Source organism: Arthrobacter sp. E70 (genome assembly GCF_058266945.1).
On record NZ_JBYQFR010000001.1, the window covers coordinates 173,603 to 189,365 of the forward strand.

Consider the following 15,763-nt stretch of genomic DNA (forward strand, 5'->3'; position numbering starts at 1 on the left):
TGGCGTGAACTGGCGGCCGTACCGTGAATGCGTCCGCAGCGCCACCAGCACCAGCAGTAAGGATTCCCATGATCACCAGCCAGCAACCAGTCGTCCTGACCAGCAGCAGCGTCGAAGCCGGCTGTGAGGAAGCGGTCGCGGCCAACGTCGGCGTGGTGGACGCCATGCACGCCGCGCTCCTGAACCTGGAGGAGATGTCCCCGGCGGCAGTCCGTAGCTACTACGTGGATTTCTACCTCAGCCAGGCACTGGAGGGCGGGTTCGCCCAATACGTCTTCACGGCCGGGGACCGCGCGGAGACAGACACCCTGATCCGGGAGGGCATGGCGGGCATGGGGGCGGCCGCCCACCTGGACCTCTTCAACCGCACGGTCGAGGCGTACGACAGCCTGTCCGACGAAGATGCGGTGCACTACCTGGACGGCACCCCGGACGAGCAGGGAGACGTTCCCGACGGCGTCCTCCAGATGGAGGAACTCGACGGTGAGTTTGAGGAACTGCTGGAACGTGAAAACATCACCGCGCTCAACGCGGCGTGGCTGTGCCGGCAGGCGGACCTGCTGGTCCTCGACGACGAAGAGGTGGGCGCCTACATCCAGCACCTGGCCGCCCGGATCCCGGACCTGGAGGAGCGCCGGGCAAGGGTGGTTGCGGACCTGCTGGAGGACGCGTTCACCGACTGAATCCCTGCCGGCCGTAACCTTTGCAGGGTCCGGGGCGATATAGCACGTGATGGGTCCGCCGGCCGGATCCAGTAGACGTGTCGTCAAGGTTTGGAGAAGTAAATATGTCTGTGTTCACCGTTCTCGCCACCAGCAAAGTTGCCGCTGGAGTCCTGGCAGCTGGAACCTTGGCCGTAGGAGGCACCGGCGCCGCCGCTGTCTCGGGTGTCCTCCCCACCGAAGCCCAGCAGACCGCCCACGAACTCTTTGGTGCACCGGCCCCGAAGCTGGCAGCCGAGGCCGCAGCCGACGCGACCGCAACTGCAACCGCCACCGCCACGTCTACCGCGGCGGCTGTTGCAGAGACCGACGCCACGGCAGACGCTGCCGAAGGCGGGGCCACCGCCAGCGCCTCGGCCTCCGCTGACGCCAACACCGCCGTGGACGCTGCCGGTCCCGCCGCCCTCGGCCTCTGCACCGCCTACACCCACGGCGGCCTGGACGCCTCCTCGAAGGCGTTCTCCTCGCTGTCCATCGCCGCCAAGGGCGACGCGAACATCGAGAGCTACTGCACCGACGTCGTGGCCAAGGCTGAGGCCGCCGCCAAGGGCAGCGCCGAAGCTAAGGGCTCCGCCTCCGCAAAGGTTGAGCGTCCCGAGGTTCCGGCCGTCCCGTCCGCCCCCGCGGTTCCGGCTGTTCCGGCCGTTCCGGGTGTCGACGGCGACACCGCCGTTCCTGCCGTGCCTGCTGTTCCGGCCGAAGGCAGCGCGGTCCACGCTCCGTCGGTTTCTGCCCGCTAAGACAGTTGGCTAGTCTGGACTGCGGCTGCAGCCGCAGTCCAGGCAGCCGGGCAGCAGCCCGGAAAGACCCGCAACGAGGCAGTCGGAAAACCATGGGGGCTGGCAGTCCGCGCCGGAAACCGGGGGTGGCATGCGCCGCTACCCGCGATGGAGGAGCCGCTGGTGCTGGACACTTTGGCCCAGGACGAGATTGACATATTCGAGGACCCGGCCGGGACGGATCCGGCCGTGTTGTTCGACGCTGCCTACCGCACTTTCGCCGGCCCGGTGCATGGCTACCTCAAGGCGCGCGGACTCGATGATCCCGAGGCAGTCACCCAGGATGTCTTCCTGGCTTTTTACCCCAGGATCGGCAGCCTCACCGGCGGAGCGCAGGGCGCCAAGTCGCTGCTCTTCTCGATTGCGCACGCCCGCATGGTGGATCACTACCGCCGGCTGGAACGCCGGCCGCAGCTGACCCCGTACGACCCCCTGACGGACGGCCGGACCACGCCCTCGGCGGAGGACCACGCCGTCGAACTGGCCAGCGGTGCGGAAGCCATGCTGGAAGGACTCAGCGAGGAACACCAGGAGGTCCTGGCCCTTCGCGTCGTGGCTGACCTGTCCATCGACCAGGTGGCCGCCATCATGGGCAAGAGTGCCGGGGCCATCAAGCAGCTCCAGCGCCGGGCCCTCCAAAACCTCAAGGCACAAACGCTCAAAAGAAACCAGGCGAACAATGAGTGACACCGCAGGCTCCCGCAACGACCGGTTCGTTGACCAGCTCCTGCTCGAAGCGGAGCTGGATAATGACAACCAGCTCCGCCCCGCCCTGCTCCAGCTGCGTGCGCTGGCGGCGGAGACGCCCGCGCCGTCTGCCGACGTCGCCGCGCTGATGGCGGGTGCCGGCCCTGCCCGCGACGCCGCCCCGGCAACGACACCATTGACCGCCGTCGACCTGCAGGTTGTTGAACCGGCCACCGCCGCGCTTCAATCCGCCGAACCCGCTGCCATGCGCCATGCTGAGCGCCCGGCCGACGAACTGGCCGCCCGCCGCAGGGCGAAGCGCCGCATCACCCTGACCACGTTGTCGGTGGCTGCCTCGCTCGCCGCCGGCGGTGCCGTCGCCGTCGCCTCCGACCAGGGTTTCCGTGACTCCGTCGCCCAGCTGAACCAGGCCGTCACCTCGTTCGTGACAGGTACTTCTGCAACGCCCGCGGGAAACACCGGAGGCGACGTGCCGGCTCCCCGGCCGTCCGCTCCCGGGACGGCAACCAGCCCGGAGGCAGTCCCCACCGCGCCCGCATCCGCTCCGGCACCGGCTGCCGGCACGCCGTCGACCGCCCCTGCCCGGCCGGGCAACGCGCCCACGCACGGACAATCCGCCGAGAAGAACCCGGCCCAGCCGGCAACGCCGGGCTCCGTGGCGGAGGACGTCAGGAAGGGCCTTGACGAGGCCTCGAAGCTGCCCGTTCCCGCGCCGACGGAGATGCCGCTGCCGGGCAAAGTCCCTGACGTTCCGCTCCGGTAAAGCCGCTGCCAGGAGGCAGGGTCAGTAGGTCTGGCCGCCTCCCGGCTTGATCATGTCACCGGAAGGATTGGCGAGGTACCAGACGTTGTTGACGCCCTGGCCCAGGACGTCGCCGGCTTTGGTGTCCTTGGCGAAGTAGTAAAGCGGCATGCCGTTGAGGGTCACCTGCTTCTTGCCGTCAGGGGTCGTGATGGTGCCCAAGGCTCCGGTGACTCCCGAAGCGGCGGGCGTTGCGGACGTGGTGGTCACCGGTGGCCACTGCACCAGGCAGGCCCCCGTGCAGGCACTCGTTCCGGAGCCCTTCGTATCCTTCGTGAAGAAGTAGACGCTCATACCCTTCGCATCCACCACGATGGTGCCCGCCGACGAGGACGCCGTCATCAGCTCCGCGGCTGCGCTGGGTTGCGTGGATCCGGTTGCCGCGGCCGTTGAAGAGGCAGCGCTGCTGGCGGCCGCGGTACTGGTGGCCGGGCTGCTGGCCGTGGTGGTTCCGCTGTTGCTGCCGCAGGCGGCCAGGGCCGATGCCAGGGCCAGGACGGCAAGTCCTGCCCCGATGGGTTTCTTCATGGTGTGCTCCTGGGCTGGGGCCCGGCGTCGGATCGCCGGACGCTAACCCGTACGACGCTTCCGGGTGAAGAATGGTTCAGTGGGGCCCCGCTCAACGGAAACCTGCGACGCTGAACCATTTCGGGCTGCCCGGCGTCTAACAGCACAGGAAGCAGGCGCGGTTACGGGAGGAGTGGCATGCCGCTCGACGAAAACGTGGTGGAGGCCATCTACCGCGAGCACGGCGATGCCCTGCGCCGCTTTGTGCTGAGCGCCACCCGCGACCCCCAGGTAGCCGAGGACGTGGTGCAGGAAACCGTGCTCCGGGTCTGGCAGCACGCCCCGGACGTCACCGGCAGCTTCCGCAGCTATCTGTACCGAACGGCCAGGAACATCATGATCGACAATTACCGGCGGAGCCAGCGCCGCCCGCACGAGGCGCTGGAAAGCGGCCTTACCGACCCCGCCGATGTGGTGGAGCGCGCCGATGAACTGCTCAACCGGGTCCTGATGGAGGAGGCACTGCTGCGTTTGAGCAGGGAGCACCGCGAGGTCCTGGTGGCCCTGCACTACCGCCGCTTCACCGTCAACGAGGCCGCGGTCCAGCTCAACATTCCCGCCGGTACGGTCAAGTCCCGGGCGTTCTACGCCCTGCGGGCACTGCGCACCGTCCTGGACGAAATGGGGGTGGAACGGTGACCACGGCGGATCCGCACTACCTGATGGGCGCCTATGTGCTGGGCGGCCTGGACGCGGCAGACGCCGCCCTGTTCGAATCCCACCTGCTGGGGTGTGCTGCCTGCCGGAAGGAACTGGCGGTGCTGGAGAAAGTTCCCATGCTGCTGGACGCGCTGCCCGTGCCGGACGCCGTGGCCCTTACCGCCGCTTCCGGAGGCAGCGGGGCAGCCCCGGCCAACGTGCCGGTGCCCCTTTTCGACGAACTGGCGCGCCGGCGCCGGAAAGTACGACGGCGGTGGGCGGCGCTGGCGGGGGCCGTCGCCGCTGCGTGCCTGGCTGTGGGCCTTGCCGTGGGCCCGATGCTCGTCCGGCCGCCGCAGCCGGACGCCACCTACTCCGTGGCCGCCGGGAGCGGGCTGCAGGTCAATATCGACATGGCCAGGAAGACCTGGGGCACCGAACTGGCGGTCAGCGGGAGCAGCCTGCCGTCCCAGGGCACGTTGTCGCTGTGGGTCCGGGACCGGGCCGGCGGCGAGGACCGTGCCTGCGCCTGGACAGCCACCCCCAGCGGAAAGGTCAAGATCACCGGGGCAACGCCCATCCAGCTCGGCAGCATCTCAAGCGTGGAACTGCGGGACGGAACCCAGCGCGCGGTGGCCGTCATCGCCGTCCCCTAGCTTCAGGCCGTGGATAACTGCAGGTCGTTCCCTAAGGCTGGAGGGCCCGGAATTCCGCCAGCAGGGCGTCGTCCTCGCAGGCGCGGGCGAAGGCCTCGATGCGCCGTTCGATCTCATGACCCAGCAGCCGGGCACCGATCCACTCCATCGCCGGCCGCAGCCCAGCCGGCCGGCACGAAAAGGTGTACTTCCAGACGGCCCGGGTGCCGCCGTCGACCGCCGTAAAACGCCAGCCGCCGCCGAAAGTGGCGAAGAACCACGGGCCGGCCACCATGGTCATGCCCACATTCCGTGGCGGGGCGTAGGAAACGTATTCGCTGACCATGACCAGGCCCAGCCGCGACCTGGTCCGGGTGCGGACGCCCTTGCCCGCTGCTTCCGCCCCGTCCAGGAAGCCCTGGGCCGAGATGAAGGGGTCCCACTTGAGCCGGAACCCGCCTGTGGTCTGGGAAAGGGCGAAGGCCGTCTCCGGGTCGGTCCGGATGAGGCGTTCGGCGCGTACCTGGGGCATGCTCCCACCCTAGCCACCCCGCAGGTCTACTTGGTCATCCTGGCCAGCCGGGCGCGCATGATCATGTAGGCGCCGTAACAGACGAGGCCGGCCCCCACTGCTGCCAGGAGGTAGGGGCCCAACGGCTGGTCGCGGAGGGCTCGAAGGCCCCCGTCCAGTCCCGTGGAATCCTCCGGATGCTCCTTGATCGTGGCGATGACGATGAGCAGGCCGGTGAGCAGCAGGACCATGCCTTTCGCCAGGTAGCCGGCCACGCCAAGGCTCGTCACCGCGATCCGGGCTGCGCCGCGCTCCGGCATCCGCAGGTGCTTCTCGAATGATTTCCTGGGCCCCCGCATGCCGTAGGCCACGCCGGTGACGGCGACGGCAAGGCCGATCAGGACCAGCAGCGTCACCCCGCCGGGCGCTTCCATCATGGAGACGGTGAAGTCGCTGGTGGCCTTGCGGTTGTCCTCGCCCGTGCCCGTTCCCGTGGCGAAATGCAGCACAGTCAGGGCCAGGGCGGCGTACACGATCGCCTGGAGGGCGGCCTTGGCCTTGTTCTTGGCCTTCTTCTTGGTGGGCTGGTGGTTGAAGTCGAAGATGGCATCGCCTGCCTGCCAGAGGGACAGCGCTGCGCAGGCGCCAAAGCTTCCCCACAGCAGGAACGGCCCCACCTGCATGGTGGCGAGTTCGGCCACTGCCCCGCTGAAGTCCGCCCTGCCGGTGCCACCCATGGCAAGCCGGACCGCGATGGCGCCCATCAGCAGGTGCAGGATGCCGCTGACCGCAAAACCGGTCCTGGCCAGGACCTCGAGGGTGCGTGAATTCGTAAGTTCCTCTGCCGTTTCAGCAACCTGCTTCAATTCTTTTTTGATCGTCGTTCCTTTGGACCTGGCCTGTGCTGCGCTGTGGTGCGTGCCCTTGTTATACAGGTAATCGTGCCACGGGTGCCTGCGCCGGGACAGTATGGGGAGGCATCCCCATCGCCGCCAGACGGTGCCTGTGCAAGCATGGGGACCAGCGGTCGGAACGCACCTGCACACTTCTCCGGGGGGAACCATGACTTTTTACGGCGCCGACACCAGCCAGTTGAGGGCACTGGCCAAGGCGGCCGACCAGGCAGCGTCCCTGCTGAGCAGCCGTGCAAATTCGCTGCAGAGCCACATCCAGTCCGCCCCGTGGAAGGGACGCGACGGCGACCTCTTCCGGCAGGAATGGAGCGGAAGCCACCGGCCCAGCCTCGACAAGGTGGTGGCCAGCCTGCGGCAGAACTCGAAGATCCTGCTCAAGCACGCAGACGAGCAGGAGAAGGCCTCCACCGCCGGTTCGGGTGGTTCGGGAAGCAGCACCTGGGACCGGCTCGCCTCGCTGGCGTCCCAGGCCAGGGAGTGGCTGCAGGAGAAGGCCGAGGCCGCGCAGGCAGCCGCCGAGCACCGGCGGGAACTGGAAACCGGGCTGGACCGGATGCTGCAGGCCAGCCCGGAAGAGCAGGCCACATGGTGGGACAGCCTGTCCGCCGCGGACCGGAAGTACCTGATTGAGGGCGAGGGCAGCGACGGCCCCTTCGCCGAAGACCTCATGCGGATGGACGGCGGCATTCCCGCCGCCGCGCAGCGGCTCGCCAAAGAGCACCTGCAGGAGTTGGCCCGGGCAGACATCCCGGTCTATTCCGAGACCGGCAAAGCATCCATCGAAGCCCGGGTGGCCTGGGTCCACGGCGGGGCCGAAGTGGGAACGGAGGTGGTGGAAAACGCTGACGGCTCCGCAACCATGAAGGTGTACGGAAACATGGGCCTGGGCGTCAACGACACCACGGGGACGGCGGGCGCCACCCTCACCGGAGAGGTCTCGCGCGAGTACCAGTTCGCCAGCGTGGAGGAAGCCATGGCTGCCCGGGAGCAGATGTACCGGGACCTTCCGCCGGACAGCATCGGCGAGATCAAGGACGTGGCCGGCAATCCGCCCGGGTACATCCTGGACACCATCAATGACGCCGCGAACGACAACGGCGCCACCGGGCAGACCGACAAGGCCAAGGGAACCTTCTCGCTGGAAGCCTCCGGCGAGGCCGGGACGGCGTCCGGCTCGGCGAAGCTTGACCTGGCCTACGAACGGAACCTGACGGACGGCACGTCCACCGCCAGCGGCGAGGTCTCCGCCCAGGGCAAGCTCAACCTCGACGGCCGGGTCTTCGAGGCTTCCGGCAAGGGCGGGCTGCAGGTCAACCTGGACAAGGGCAACAACATCGAATCCGTCTCCGTGTCCATGGACGGGACGGTGGCCCAGGGCGTCACGTCCGGCGTGAAGACCGAGGCCGCCAAGTTCGATTCCACGGTTACGGCCGGGACCCGGGGCACGGTCAAGATCGACATTGACTATTCGCCCGGGAACCAGCCGATCATCGACAGCTACCTGCGCAACGTTGCACTGGGGGACGAAGCCGGCGCCGCCCGGGATGCGGCCAGGCTGTACGAGGCAGGGTCCGCCACCGTCCAGGTCAATTCAGTGGTGACCGCCACCAATGAGGCCGGGTTCGACGTGAAGGTGGGCGAGGTGGACGTCAAGACCGAGAACCAGGCCACCACCAACGTGTCCACGTACTATAAAGTCCCCAACGACACCAAGCTCGAGAGGCTCTGAACCAATGTCAGTGCACATCGAATCCCCGCTGGGCTTCACCGCCGACTTCCCTGAGCACACGCAGGTCCTGGAAGACTCCACCGCCGGGCCCAACAGCGAGCAGTACGGGCTGCTGGGCGGTGTCCTGGTCACCGTCATCAAGGACGACACCTCCGTGCGGGATGCGCCGCAGGCCAACGGCTGGGCGCACCTGATGTCCGGCTTTTACTTGGAGGAGCGCGCCGGCACCCTCCTGGCCGAGGGGGAGCTGAACCTGCCCGGCAAAGCCGCGTACGCCGTCGTGGTGGGATACGGCGATGGCGACGGGCCCGCGAAGGTGGCGGCCACCGTTGGTGTGTGGGAAAGCGGGCGCTTCATCGGCGTGGTGGTCATCTGGCCGTACCTGGACGCCGACGCCGAGCCGCGGCTGGACATGCTCAAGGAGATCGTGGCGGGCATCAGCGTCGGCTGAACAGCCTCCCGGCCCCTCCTCAACCGAACCGCTGCCTGAACGGCTGGCAGCGGTTCACGCCGATCCCGGTGGACGGCGCAGTCAGCGTCGGCGGTAGCAGAGGTCGAAGATCAGGCGTCCGGCTTCGTGGGCCTTGGCCTCGAAGCTCGTCCGGATCCTGCCCTCGAACCGGGGCGCCCAGCCGCCGGTCTCGTCCACGCCTTCGTTGGGTCCTGTATGTCCGGTGCTGACCGGCGCGCGGCCCTCGCGTACCGGCGCACCGCCCACGACCGATTCCACGCCCGACTGCCACACGTGGGTGAGCGGGCTTTCCGGGCCGCGGCGCTCGCCGGTGTGCAGGTTCTCAAACTCCGCGGAGCCGGTCATGACGTCGCGGACGTGGATGGCGTAATTGGACCAGTCCGTGGCGATCCTGAACAGTCCGCCCGGTTTCAGCACACGCGCGGCGAGCTGCACGAACTCGGGCTGGATGAGGCGGCGCTTGTGGTGCCGTGACTTGTGCCAGGGGTCCGGGAAAAACACCCAGAGTTCGCTGACCGAGCCTTCCGGGAGCATGGTGGCAAGAACTTCGGGGGCGTTGGCCTCGACGACCCGCACGTTCTCCAGGCCCCGGCTGTTGATTTTGATGATGGTGTTGGCCAGTCCCGGGGTGTACACCTCGACGGCCAGGAAGTTGGTGCCGGGGTTCTGCTCGGCGGCGTGGCAGATGGCGTCGCCGAGGCCGGAACCGATCTCCACGACGAGGGGTGCCTCGCGCCCAAACTCGGCCGCAGCGTCGAACGTGTAGTCAGGGTGGACCGAGGTGTTGGCCACGTGCCGTGGAACGTCAACCGCCCACCGCTCGGCGTGCTCTGCCCAGGCTGCCTGCCGGCGTCCCTGCAACCGGGTGCCGCGGCGCACGAAGCTGACCGGGCGCCCGCCGTAAGTGCCGAAGGAAGCCTGGGTTCCGGGCGTGACGGGCCTGGGGACATGCGGCTGCTGGGGGTTTTCAGGGGATTCGCTCATCCCTTCCAGAATAGCGCCGCGGGAACGGCCCAGACTCTTTCTGCCCAGAAACGCTTGCGGTCAGAACACGCCCAGGAGGTCCAGCGCCGGACCGAGGGCCAGGACGAACACCAATCCGCAAAGACAGAGGGCAGCTGCCGCCGCGGACCAACTTCCTGACCCCCGTGGCAGCTGTTTGAGGGCTGGGAGTGCCTGGCGCAGGCCGAGCGAGGCGAAAAGGAGAGGCAGGCTGAACAGCACGAGGGGTCACCCACGGCCTCGGGGAAGGGCCCTGGCTGGGGTAGGTGAGCAACATGGCGAACATGGAGGCAGGCCCGGTAAGGAACATGCTGACCGGAGCAAGGATCGCCAGGACCAGGCTGTTGGTGGCCTTGCTGCTGGCTCCAATGGTGTCAGGAGGTGGACTGGTCCCCGCCGGAGGCGCGCTCTCCATGGATGCGGGGCGGGGGTCGTGGGGTGGGGTGGTTTCCATGGCGCTCCTTCGATCGGTGCGGCTGTCCTGGCCGCCGCGGCTGGTTCCAACTTAGGGAGCCCCGCCAAGCACCAGAAGGTGCGTCCTGCCGTATGTGGAAAACCTGCCAGCACTCTCCTGCGAGAATGGGCGGATGATGGACGCAACGAATGCCGAGGCCGGGAAGCAACGGCGGGGGGCTGACTCCGAAGACCTCCGGAGCCGGGCCCGGACGGGCAGCAGCGTGGTGGAGCTCAGCACGCTGGTGGATGCCGAAATTGATGAGCTTCCCCCCGCCGGGCCCACCCGCGTCGGCAGCCGGCGTGCCCTGGTTTACCTGGGTGTCTGCCTGGTCCTGATCGGGCTGAACCTGCGCAGCGTCTTCTCCAGTTTCTCCGCTGTCCTGCCGGAGGTGACCTCCCAGGCCGGGCTGCCGGGGTGGGCCGTGGTGGTGCTGACCACCGTGCCCGTCACGCTCCTGGGTGTGTTCGCCCCGCTGGCCCCGGTCCTGGCCCGCCGGTTCGGCGCAGAGCGGGTGCTGCTGGGCGCCATGGCATTGCTGACATCGGGACTGCTGCTGCGTCCGGTGGACACCGGGGCAGCGGGCGGCGGGACCGGCCACCTGCCTGCGCTGCTCGCGGGCACGGCAGCCTGCGGTGCCGCCATCGCCCTGTGCAACGTCCTCCTCCCGGGCCTGGTGAAGCGCGACTTCCCCCACCGGCTCGGCCTGATGGGCGGCTTGTACACGACGGCCATCTGTGCGTCTGCGGCGCTGGGTGCCGGCTTCACCTACCCGGTCTACACGGCGACGGGGGAGTGGACGGCGGCGCTTTGGATCTGGGCGGTTCCTGCCGGCGTCGTATTTTTGCTGTTCCTGCCCGTGGCCGTGCGGCAGGGAAGCGTCCGGCACCAGGCAGTCAGGGACGGCGTGAACGTGTGGCGGTCCTCCGTGGCCTGGCAGGTGACCATATTCATGGTGCTGCAGGCCATGATGTCGTTCAGCGGTTTCGCCTGGCTGGCGCCGATCCTGCGCGAGCGCGGCGTGGACGGGGCGACGGCGGGGCTCATCGTGGCCGTCTGCATCGTGCTCCAGATGCTGGGCTCACTGTTCGCCCCGGCGCTCGCGGCCAGGTTCCGGGACCAGCGGGCCATCAACACGGTGGTGGCGCTGATGACCGGCAGCGGTTTCGTGCTGAGCATCCTGGGACCGCTGGACCTGGTGTGGGTGTGGGCCGGGCTGCTGGGGCTGGGCCAGGGAAGCCTCACCGCCGCGGCCCTGACGCTGATCATGCTGCGCACCCGTGACGGCCATACCGCCGCCCACCTGTCCGGCATGATGCAGGGCGTCGGCTACGGGGTGGGATCCACGGGGACCCTGATGGTGGGGCAGTTGCACCAGGCCACCGGATCATTCGTACCAGCTGGCATCCTGTTCATGGTGGTGGGCCTGCTCGCTGCGGTGTTCGGCTACCGCTCCGGCCGCGACCGCTACGTGGGCTAGGAGCCGGAGTGCGGGACTCCACCCTTCCAGCCACCCATCCCGCAGCAGGGATCTTCCGGGCGCCGTACCTCTGGGTGACCATTGGCACCTGCGCCCTGGTGTTCCTGGCCGCCTTTGAATCCCTCGCCGTTACCACCATCATGCCGCTGGTCAGCCGGGAGCTGAACGGCGCCAGCCTCTATGCGCTCGCCTTCGCGGGCCCACTGGCCACCGGCGTGATCGGCATGGTGGGGGCCGGCAACTGGTCCGACCGCCGGGGGCCGGCCCTGCCGCTGTACGTCTCGGTGGGCCTCTTCGCGCTGGGCCTGCTGATTGCCGGCACCGCTGTCTCCATGCCCGTGCTCGTCGCCGGCCGGCTGGTGCAGGGGCTCGGCGGCGGCGCCCTCACCGTGGCGCTGTACGTGCTGGTGGCGCGGTTCTATCCAGGGCCGCTGCATCCCAAAATCTTCGCCGCCTTCTCGGCCGCCTGGGTGGTTCCGTCGCTGGTGGGACCGTTCGCCGCCGGCCTGGTGGCCCAGGTCTTCAGCTGGCACTGGGTGTTCCTGGGCGTCGTGGGCCTGGTGGTCCCCGCACTGGCCATGATTGTGCCGCTGCTGCGCGGGATGGAGCGGGCCGGCGGGCCCGCGGTCCCGTGGGCCCTGGACCGGCTCGGCTGGGCCGCCCTGGCAGCGCTCGCCGTCCTGGGCCTGAACCTCTCGGCCGAGGTGCGCGTGCCGGGAGTCCCGGCCGCGACCGCGGTCCTGGCCGTCGCCGCCGTCGTCCTGGCCCTGCTGGCTGTCCGCCCGCTGGTGCCCGCCGGGACCCTCGCGGCCCGGCGCGGACTGCCGAGCGTGATCCTGGCCCGCGGGCTGGCGTCGGCGTCCTTCTTCGGCGCGGAGGTCTACCTGCCCTACCTGCTGATCGACCAGTACGCATTTCCGCCGTCCCTGGCAGGCCTGACCCTCACGGGCGGGGCACTGGCCTGGGCCGGCGCCGCCGCGGTGCAAGGACGGCTGGGCACCAGGCTCCCGCACCATTCTGCGGTCCGGACCGGATCCGCGATGGTCCTGGCCGCCGTCCTGCTGGCCCTGGCCACCACGGCGCTGCACTGGCCGGCCGCAGTCGCGATCGCCGGCTGGGCCCTCGCCGGCGGCGGGATGGGGCTGCTCTACCCGCGCCTGAGCGTGATGACGCTGGCGCTCTCCAGCAAGGAGGACGAAGGCTTCAACAGCTCCGCGATGTCCATCTCCGACTCCCTCGGCGGGGCGCTTTCACTGGCCACCACCGGCATCGTCTTCGCGGCATTCACGACGACGGTCCAGTCCTTCGCGGGCGTCTTCGGGCTGACCGCGGTGATCGGCGCCGCCGCGGCGCTGGTTGCGCCGAGGGTCACCACCCGGAGCTAGGGAAGCCGCGTGGCCCGCAGCACGACGTCGGCGATGGTGGCTTCCTGCCCTTCGGGACCCGTTACGGGACGTTCACGGGTGGTGAGGACTTCCAGCTGCCATTCGGGACCCCCCAGCCCCAGCTCCCGGACCAGGTCATCCCCCGTATAGAACATGTCCGCATGCATGTGCCCGGCGCCCCACGGCGGGAGCCGGTCCGGATGGTGGCCCACCACCAGCAGGGTGCCGCCCGGCTTGACCGCGGCAGCTGCAATCCGCAGCGGAACCCGCCAGTCGAGCTCCTGTGAGTGCAGGAACTGCGAGGTCACCAGCTCATAGGACCCCTCGGGGTGCCACTGCTCCAGGTCGGCCTGCTGCCAGGAGATCCGGCTTTCGATGTTGTCCTCCGACGCCTGTACGCTCTCGCGCGCCAGCTCGGCCAGCTCATGGGACCGGGCCCGGTCCAGCGCCACGGCGGAAACGTCGACGGCGGTCACCGTCCAGCCCTGCTGCGCCAGCCAGATCGCGTCCGCCCCTTCGCCGCAGCCAAGTTCCAGCGCCTTGCCCGGCCTCAGGCCGCCGGCCTCCCGCACCAGCTGCGGGTTCGGTTTCCCGCTCCACAGCCTGGGCTTGGTGCGGTACCGCTCGTCCCAGACCGAAGCGGCGCTGATGCTGCCGTTTCCTCCGGCAGGTGAGGGGCCGTCGTCGTGCCTGGCATGCTGGTGCGCCGCATCTTCGCTCATGCCTCCAGCCTGCCCCGCGCCACCGCCGAAGGCAACGGCGGGACCCGAAGGAAAAGGGGCGCGGCGCCGGGATGCTAGACTGGAGGAACTTGATGTGCAGTGATGCCGCCTGCTCCGGATCTGGAGGTTCCTTCCAGGGAGCGGGCTTTCTTCATGTGAGAGGCACATCCTGCGTCGATGAACGCGTTCCATTTGGTCCCGGCCGGCTGTCCTTATTTACAGCGCCCGGTTGATCACCTGACTTTTCTTCGGCGAAACCCCTGGTCCAACCGGCATCGGGGGCCGATATCCGCCCGGATACCGCCAGAAAGACCGTAAAAACTACATGACTACTTTTGCTGCCCTCGGTACTCCCAAGGCCCTTGCAGACACCCTTTCCGCGCAGGGAATCGTTGAACCGTTTCCCATCCAGGTGAAGACCCTTCCGGACACGCTCTCCGGTCGTGACGTCCTGGGCCGCGGCCGGACCGGATCCGGTAAGACCATCGCTTTCGCTATCCCGCTTGTAGCAAGACTCGCTGAGCGGGAAGCCAAGTACTTCCGCAAGCCAGGCCGCCCCATGGGCCTGGTCCTGGCACCCACCCGTGAGCTGGCCACGCAGATCAACGCCACCATCGAGCCGCTGGCCAAGGCCGCCGGCCTGAACACCACCGTGATCTACGGCGGCATCTCCCAGGCCCGTCAGGAAAAGGCGCTGCGTGCCGGCGTCGACATCGTCATTGCCTGCCCCGGCCGGCTGGAGGACCTCATCCGCCAGCGCATCCTCACCCTGGAGGCCGTGGAGATCACCGTCCTCGACGAGGCAGACCACATGGCGGACCTCGGCTTCCTGCCCGTGGTCAAGAAGCTCATGGACATGACCCCCAGCCAGGGCCAGCGCCTGCTCTTCTCCGCCACCCTGGACAACGGCGTGGACAAGATCGTCCAGCGCTACCTCTCCAACCCGCTCACGCACTCCGTGGATGACCCGCAGGCCGCGGTGACCACCATGGAACACCACGTGCTGGTGGTGAACGACCAGACCGTCAAGAAGCAGCTGATCGTGGAGCTGGCCTCCGGTGCCGGCCGGCGCGTCCTCTTCATGCGGACCAAGCACCACGCCCGCAAGCTGGCCAAGACGCTGACCGACGCCGGCATCCCCGCCGTCGACCTGCATGGCAACCTGTCGCAGAACGCCCGCGACCGCAACCTCGCCGAGTTCTCCAACGGCGACGTGCGCGTCCTGGTGGCCACCGACGTCGCCGCCCGCGGTGTGCACGTTGACGATGTCGAACTGGTCATCCACGTGGACCCGCCCACCGAGCACAAGGCCTACCTGCACCGTTCCGGCCGCACGGCCCGTGCCGGCTCCGACGGCACCGTGGTGACGCTGACCCTGCCCGAGCAGCAGGCCGACGTGAAGAAGCTGATGAAGGCCGCCGGCGTGGATGTCAGTTTCGAACGCGTCACGGCCAGCTCGCCCATCGTGGCCGAGCTCGTCGGTGACATTGCCGAAAAGGTCGACCCCCGTACCCGTGCGGCGCTGCTGGCCGCCAAGGCTCCCAAGCAGGGCGGCGGCACCTCCACCGGCGCCAACGCCGAGCGCAAGCGGGCCCGCCGCCAGGCCTCCCCGACTGCGGGCGGACGCGGTGGCCGTGGCGGCCGTGGCAAGGTTGCGGCCGATCGCTCCGACGCCACCCGCGCCGAGCGCCGGGCCACTGCCTTCGAGGGCCGCACCGAGGCCCGTGCCGCTGTAGACGCTGTGCGTGAGCAGAACGAGGACCGTGCAGTGGCAGCAGCTGCCGCCCGCCGCAACGCCCGCGGCCGGGGAACGGCCGCAGGCACCCACCGCAACGACGTCCCCGCAGCAGGTGGCCGGGCATCGGCCGGCCGCGGATCGGACGGACGTGCAGCTGAGGGCCGCGGCGATTCCCGGATCACCCGCAGCGGCGCCCCCCGCGGGGGAACCGGCCGTCCCGCATCGAGCGGCCGCCCCGCCTCCGGCGGGAGCCAGCGCAGCGGGCGCCCGGCAACCGGGCAGCGTGCAGCTGCAGGTGCCACCGGCGGTTCCAAGGCTGTCTGGTCCTCCAACACCGGCGGAACCTCAGGTGGCTCGTACGGCTCGGGCAACGGCGGTTCCGGCAACGGCGGCTCCGGCCGCCCGGCCCGCAGTGGCCCGCGCCGCGCATCCGCACCGGCGTCCAACGAACGCCGCGGACGCTGATCAATGAAAAGGCGGGCTCAACCACACGGTTGAACCCGC

The 15,763-nt window shown here is 69.0% G+C and carries 17 protein-coding genes; 12 read left to right on the forward strand and 5 right to left on the reverse strand.

What is annotated here, in order from left to right; translation table 11 throughout:
- Nucleotides 1–68 precede the first annotated feature (68 nt).
- From AC3IMC_RS00770 to AC3IMC_RS00785, 4 genes are all read left to right on the forward strand, one after another.
- Nucleotides 69–683 (forward strand): DMP19 family protein, encoded by a 615-nt coding sequence (locus tag AC3IMC_RS00770; RefSeq protein WP_490916491.1) that lies wholly within the window; start codon nt 69–71, stop codon nt 681–683.
- A gap of 104 nt (nt 684–787) precedes the next feature.
- A complete protein-coding gene (locus AC3IMC_RS00775; RefSeq protein ID WP_490916492.1) occupies nt 788–1,462 on the forward strand; it encodes a protein tyrosine phosphatase in 675 nt (224 codons plus the stop codon).
- A gap of 147 nt (nt 1,463–1,609) precedes the next feature.
- Nucleotides 1,610–2,188 (forward strand): RNA polymerase sigma factor, encoded by a 579-nt coding sequence (locus AC3IMC_RS00780; protein ID WP_490916493.1) that lies wholly within the window; start codon nt 1,610–1,612, stop codon nt 2,186–2,188.
- Nucleotides 2,181–2,972, forward strand: coding sequence for a hypothetical protein (locus tag AC3IMC_RS00785; RefSeq protein ID WP_490916494.1), 792 nt, complete (start codon nt 2,181–2,183; stop codon nt 2,970–2,972). The genes AC3IMC_RS00780 and AC3IMC_RS00785 overlap by 8 nt, the downstream gene beginning before the upstream one ends.
- A 21-nt stretch (nt 2,973–2,993) precedes the next feature.
- Here the strand turns inward: AC3IMC_RS00785 and AC3IMC_RS00790 are convergent, their stop codons facing one another.
- Entirely contained in the window at nt 2,994–3,539 is a 546-nt protein-coding gene (locus AC3IMC_RS00790; protein WP_490916495.1) for a COG4315 family predicted lipoprotein, read from the reverse strand.
- A gap of 177 nt (nt 3,540–3,716) precedes the next feature.
- On the opposite strand from AC3IMC_RS00790, the gene AC3IMC_RS00795 reads away from it, so the two are divergent.
- Together AC3IMC_RS00795 and AC3IMC_RS00800 are read left to right on the forward strand one after the other, a co-directional pair.
- Nucleotides 3,717–4,217 (forward strand): sigma-70 family RNA polymerase sigma factor, encoded by a 501-nt coding sequence (locus AC3IMC_RS00795; RefSeq protein WP_490916496.1) that lies wholly within the window; start codon nt 3,717–3,719, stop codon nt 4,215–4,217.
- Between the two features lie 23 nt (nt 4,218–4,240).
- Nucleotides 4,241–4,873: an anti-sigma factor family protein gene (locus tag AC3IMC_RS00800; protein WP_490916771.1), complete on the forward strand. Its 633-nt coding sequence runs from the start codon at nt 4,241–4,243 to the stop codon at nt 4,871–4,873.
- 31 nt (nt 4,874–4,904) lie between these two features.
- On the opposite strand, the gene AC3IMC_RS00805 is transcribed toward AC3IMC_RS00800, so the two are convergent.
- Nucleotides 4,905–5,384: an SRPBCC family protein gene (locus AC3IMC_RS00805; RefSeq protein WP_490916497.1), complete on the reverse strand. Its 480-nt coding sequence runs from the start codon at nt 5,382–5,384 to the stop codon at nt 4,905–4,907.
- Nucleotides 5,385–5,410: 26 nt separating this feature from the next.
- On the reverse strand, nt 5,411–6,229 hold the full coding sequence (locus tag AC3IMC_RS00810) for a DUF1206 domain-containing protein (RefSeq protein ID WP_490916498.1): 819 nt from the start codon (nt 6,227–6,229) through the stop codon (nt 5,411–5,413).
- A 196-nt stretch (nt 6,230–6,425) separates the two neighbouring features.
- Here AC3IMC_RS00810 and AC3IMC_RS00815 point away from each other — a divergent pair, with 196 nt between their 5' ends.
- Together AC3IMC_RS00815 and AC3IMC_RS00820 are read left to right on the forward strand one after the other, a co-directional pair.
- A complete protein-coding gene (locus AC3IMC_RS00815) occupies nt 6,426–8,006 on the forward strand; it encodes a fimbrial protein (RefSeq protein WP_490916499.1) in 1,581 nt (526 codons plus the stop codon).
- 4 nt (nt 8,007–8,010) lie between these two features.
- Nucleotides 8,011–8,457: a hypothetical protein gene (locus AC3IMC_RS00820; protein ID WP_490916500.1), complete on the forward strand. Its 447-nt coding sequence runs from the start codon at nt 8,011–8,013 to the stop codon at nt 8,455–8,457.
- A gap of 81 nt (nt 8,458–8,538) precedes the next feature.
- Here AC3IMC_RS00820 and trmB read toward each other — a convergent pair whose 3' ends face one another.
- A complete protein-coding gene (gene trmB, locus AC3IMC_RS00825) occupies nt 8,539–9,462 on the reverse strand; it encodes a tRNA (guanosine(46)-N7)-methyltransferase TrmB (RefSeq protein ID WP_490916501.1) in 924 nt (307 codons plus the stop codon).
- Between the two features lie 293 nt (nt 9,463–9,755).
- Between trmB and AC3IMC_RS00830 the strand changes: the two genes are divergently transcribed.
- From AC3IMC_RS00830 to AC3IMC_RS00840, 3 genes are all read left to right on the forward strand, one after another.
- Nucleotides 9,756–9,989: a hypothetical protein gene (locus AC3IMC_RS00830; RefSeq protein WP_490916502.1), complete on the forward strand. Its 234-nt coding sequence runs from the start codon at nt 9,756–9,758 to the stop codon at nt 9,987–9,989.
- A 78-nt stretch (nt 9,990–10,067) separates the two neighbouring features.
- Entirely contained in the window at nt 10,068–11,414 is a 1,347-nt protein-coding gene (locus AC3IMC_RS00835) for an MFS transporter (protein ID WP_490916504.1), read from the forward strand.
- 8 nt (nt 11,415–11,422) lie between these two features.
- On the forward strand, nt 11,423–12,799 hold the full coding sequence (locus AC3IMC_RS00840) for an MFS transporter (protein WP_490916506.1): 1,377 nt from the start codon (nt 11,423–11,425) through the stop codon (nt 12,797–12,799).
- Here AC3IMC_RS00840 and AC3IMC_RS00845 read toward each other — a convergent pair.
- Nucleotides 12,796–13,521, reverse strand: a complete 726-nt coding sequence (locus AC3IMC_RS00845; RefSeq protein WP_490916508.1) for an SAM-dependent methyltransferase — start codon at nt 13,519–13,521, stop codon at nt 12,796–12,798. The genes AC3IMC_RS00840 and AC3IMC_RS00845 overlap by 4 nt on opposite strands.
- Nucleotides 13,522–13,846: 325 nt before the next feature.
- Here AC3IMC_RS00845 and AC3IMC_RS00850 point away from each other — a divergent pair, with 325 nt between their 5' ends.
- Nucleotides 13,847–15,724, forward strand: coding sequence for a DEAD/DEAH box helicase (locus tag AC3IMC_RS00850; RefSeq protein WP_490916510.1), 1,878 nt, complete (start codon nt 13,847–13,849; stop codon nt 15,722–15,724).
- Nucleotides 15,725–15,763 lie beyond the last annotated feature (39 nt).

Coding starts and splice junctions, on each gene's coding strand:
- AC3IMC_RS00770 (WP_490916491.1), top strand. CDS start 69: ATGATCACCAGCCAGCAACCAGTCGTCCTGACCAGCAGCAGCGTCGAA.
- AC3IMC_RS00775 (WP_490916492.1), top strand. CDS start 788: ATGTCTGTGTTCACCGTTCTCGCCACCAGCAAAGTTGCCGCTGGAGTC.
- AC3IMC_RS00780 (WP_490916493.1), top strand. CDS start 1,610: ATGGAGGAGCCGCTGGTGCTGGACACTTTGGCCCAGGACGAGATTGAC.
- AC3IMC_RS00785 (WP_490916494.1), top strand. CDS start 2,181: ATGAGTGACACCGCAGGCTCCCGCAACGACCGGTTCGTTGACCAGCTC.
- AC3IMC_RS00790 (WP_490916495.1), bottom strand. CDS start 3,539: ATGAAGAAACCCATCGGGGCAGGACTTGCCGTCCTGGCCCTGGCATCG.
- AC3IMC_RS00795 (WP_490916496.1), top strand. CDS start 3,717: ATGCCGCTCGACGAAAACGTGGTGGAGGCCATCTACCGCGAGCACGGC.
- AC3IMC_RS00800 (WP_490916771.1), top strand. CDS start 4,241: ATGGGCGCCTATGTGCTGGGCGGCCTGGACGCGGCAGACGCCGCCCTG.
- AC3IMC_RS00805 (WP_490916497.1), bottom strand. CDS start 5,384: ATGCCCCAGGTACGCGCCGAACGCCTCATCCGGACCGACCCGGAGACG.
- AC3IMC_RS00815 (WP_490916499.1), top strand. CDS start 6,426: ATGACTTTTTACGGCGCCGACACCAGCCAGTTGAGGGCACTGGCCAAG.
- AC3IMC_RS00820 (WP_490916500.1), top strand. CDS start 8,011: ATGTCAGTGCACATCGAATCCCCGCTGGGCTTCACCGCCGACTTCCCT.
- trmB (WP_490916501.1), bottom strand. CDS start 9,462: ATGAGCGAATCCCCTGAAAACCCCCAGCAGCCGCATGTCCCCAGGCCC.
- AC3IMC_RS00830 (WP_490916502.1), top strand. CDS start 9,756: ATGGCGAACATGGAGGCAGGCCCGGTAAGGAACATGCTGACCGGAGCA.
- AC3IMC_RS00835 (WP_490916504.1), top strand. CDS start 10,068: ATGATGGACGCAACGAATGCCGAGGCCGGGAAGCAACGGCGGGGGGCT.
- AC3IMC_RS00845 (WP_490916508.1), bottom strand. CDS start 13,521: ATGAGCGAAGATGCGGCGCACCAGCATGCCAGGCACGACGACGGCCCC.
- AC3IMC_RS00850 (WP_490916510.1), top strand. CDS start 13,847: ATGACTACTTTTGCTGCCCTCGGTACTCCCAAGGCCCTTGCAGACACC.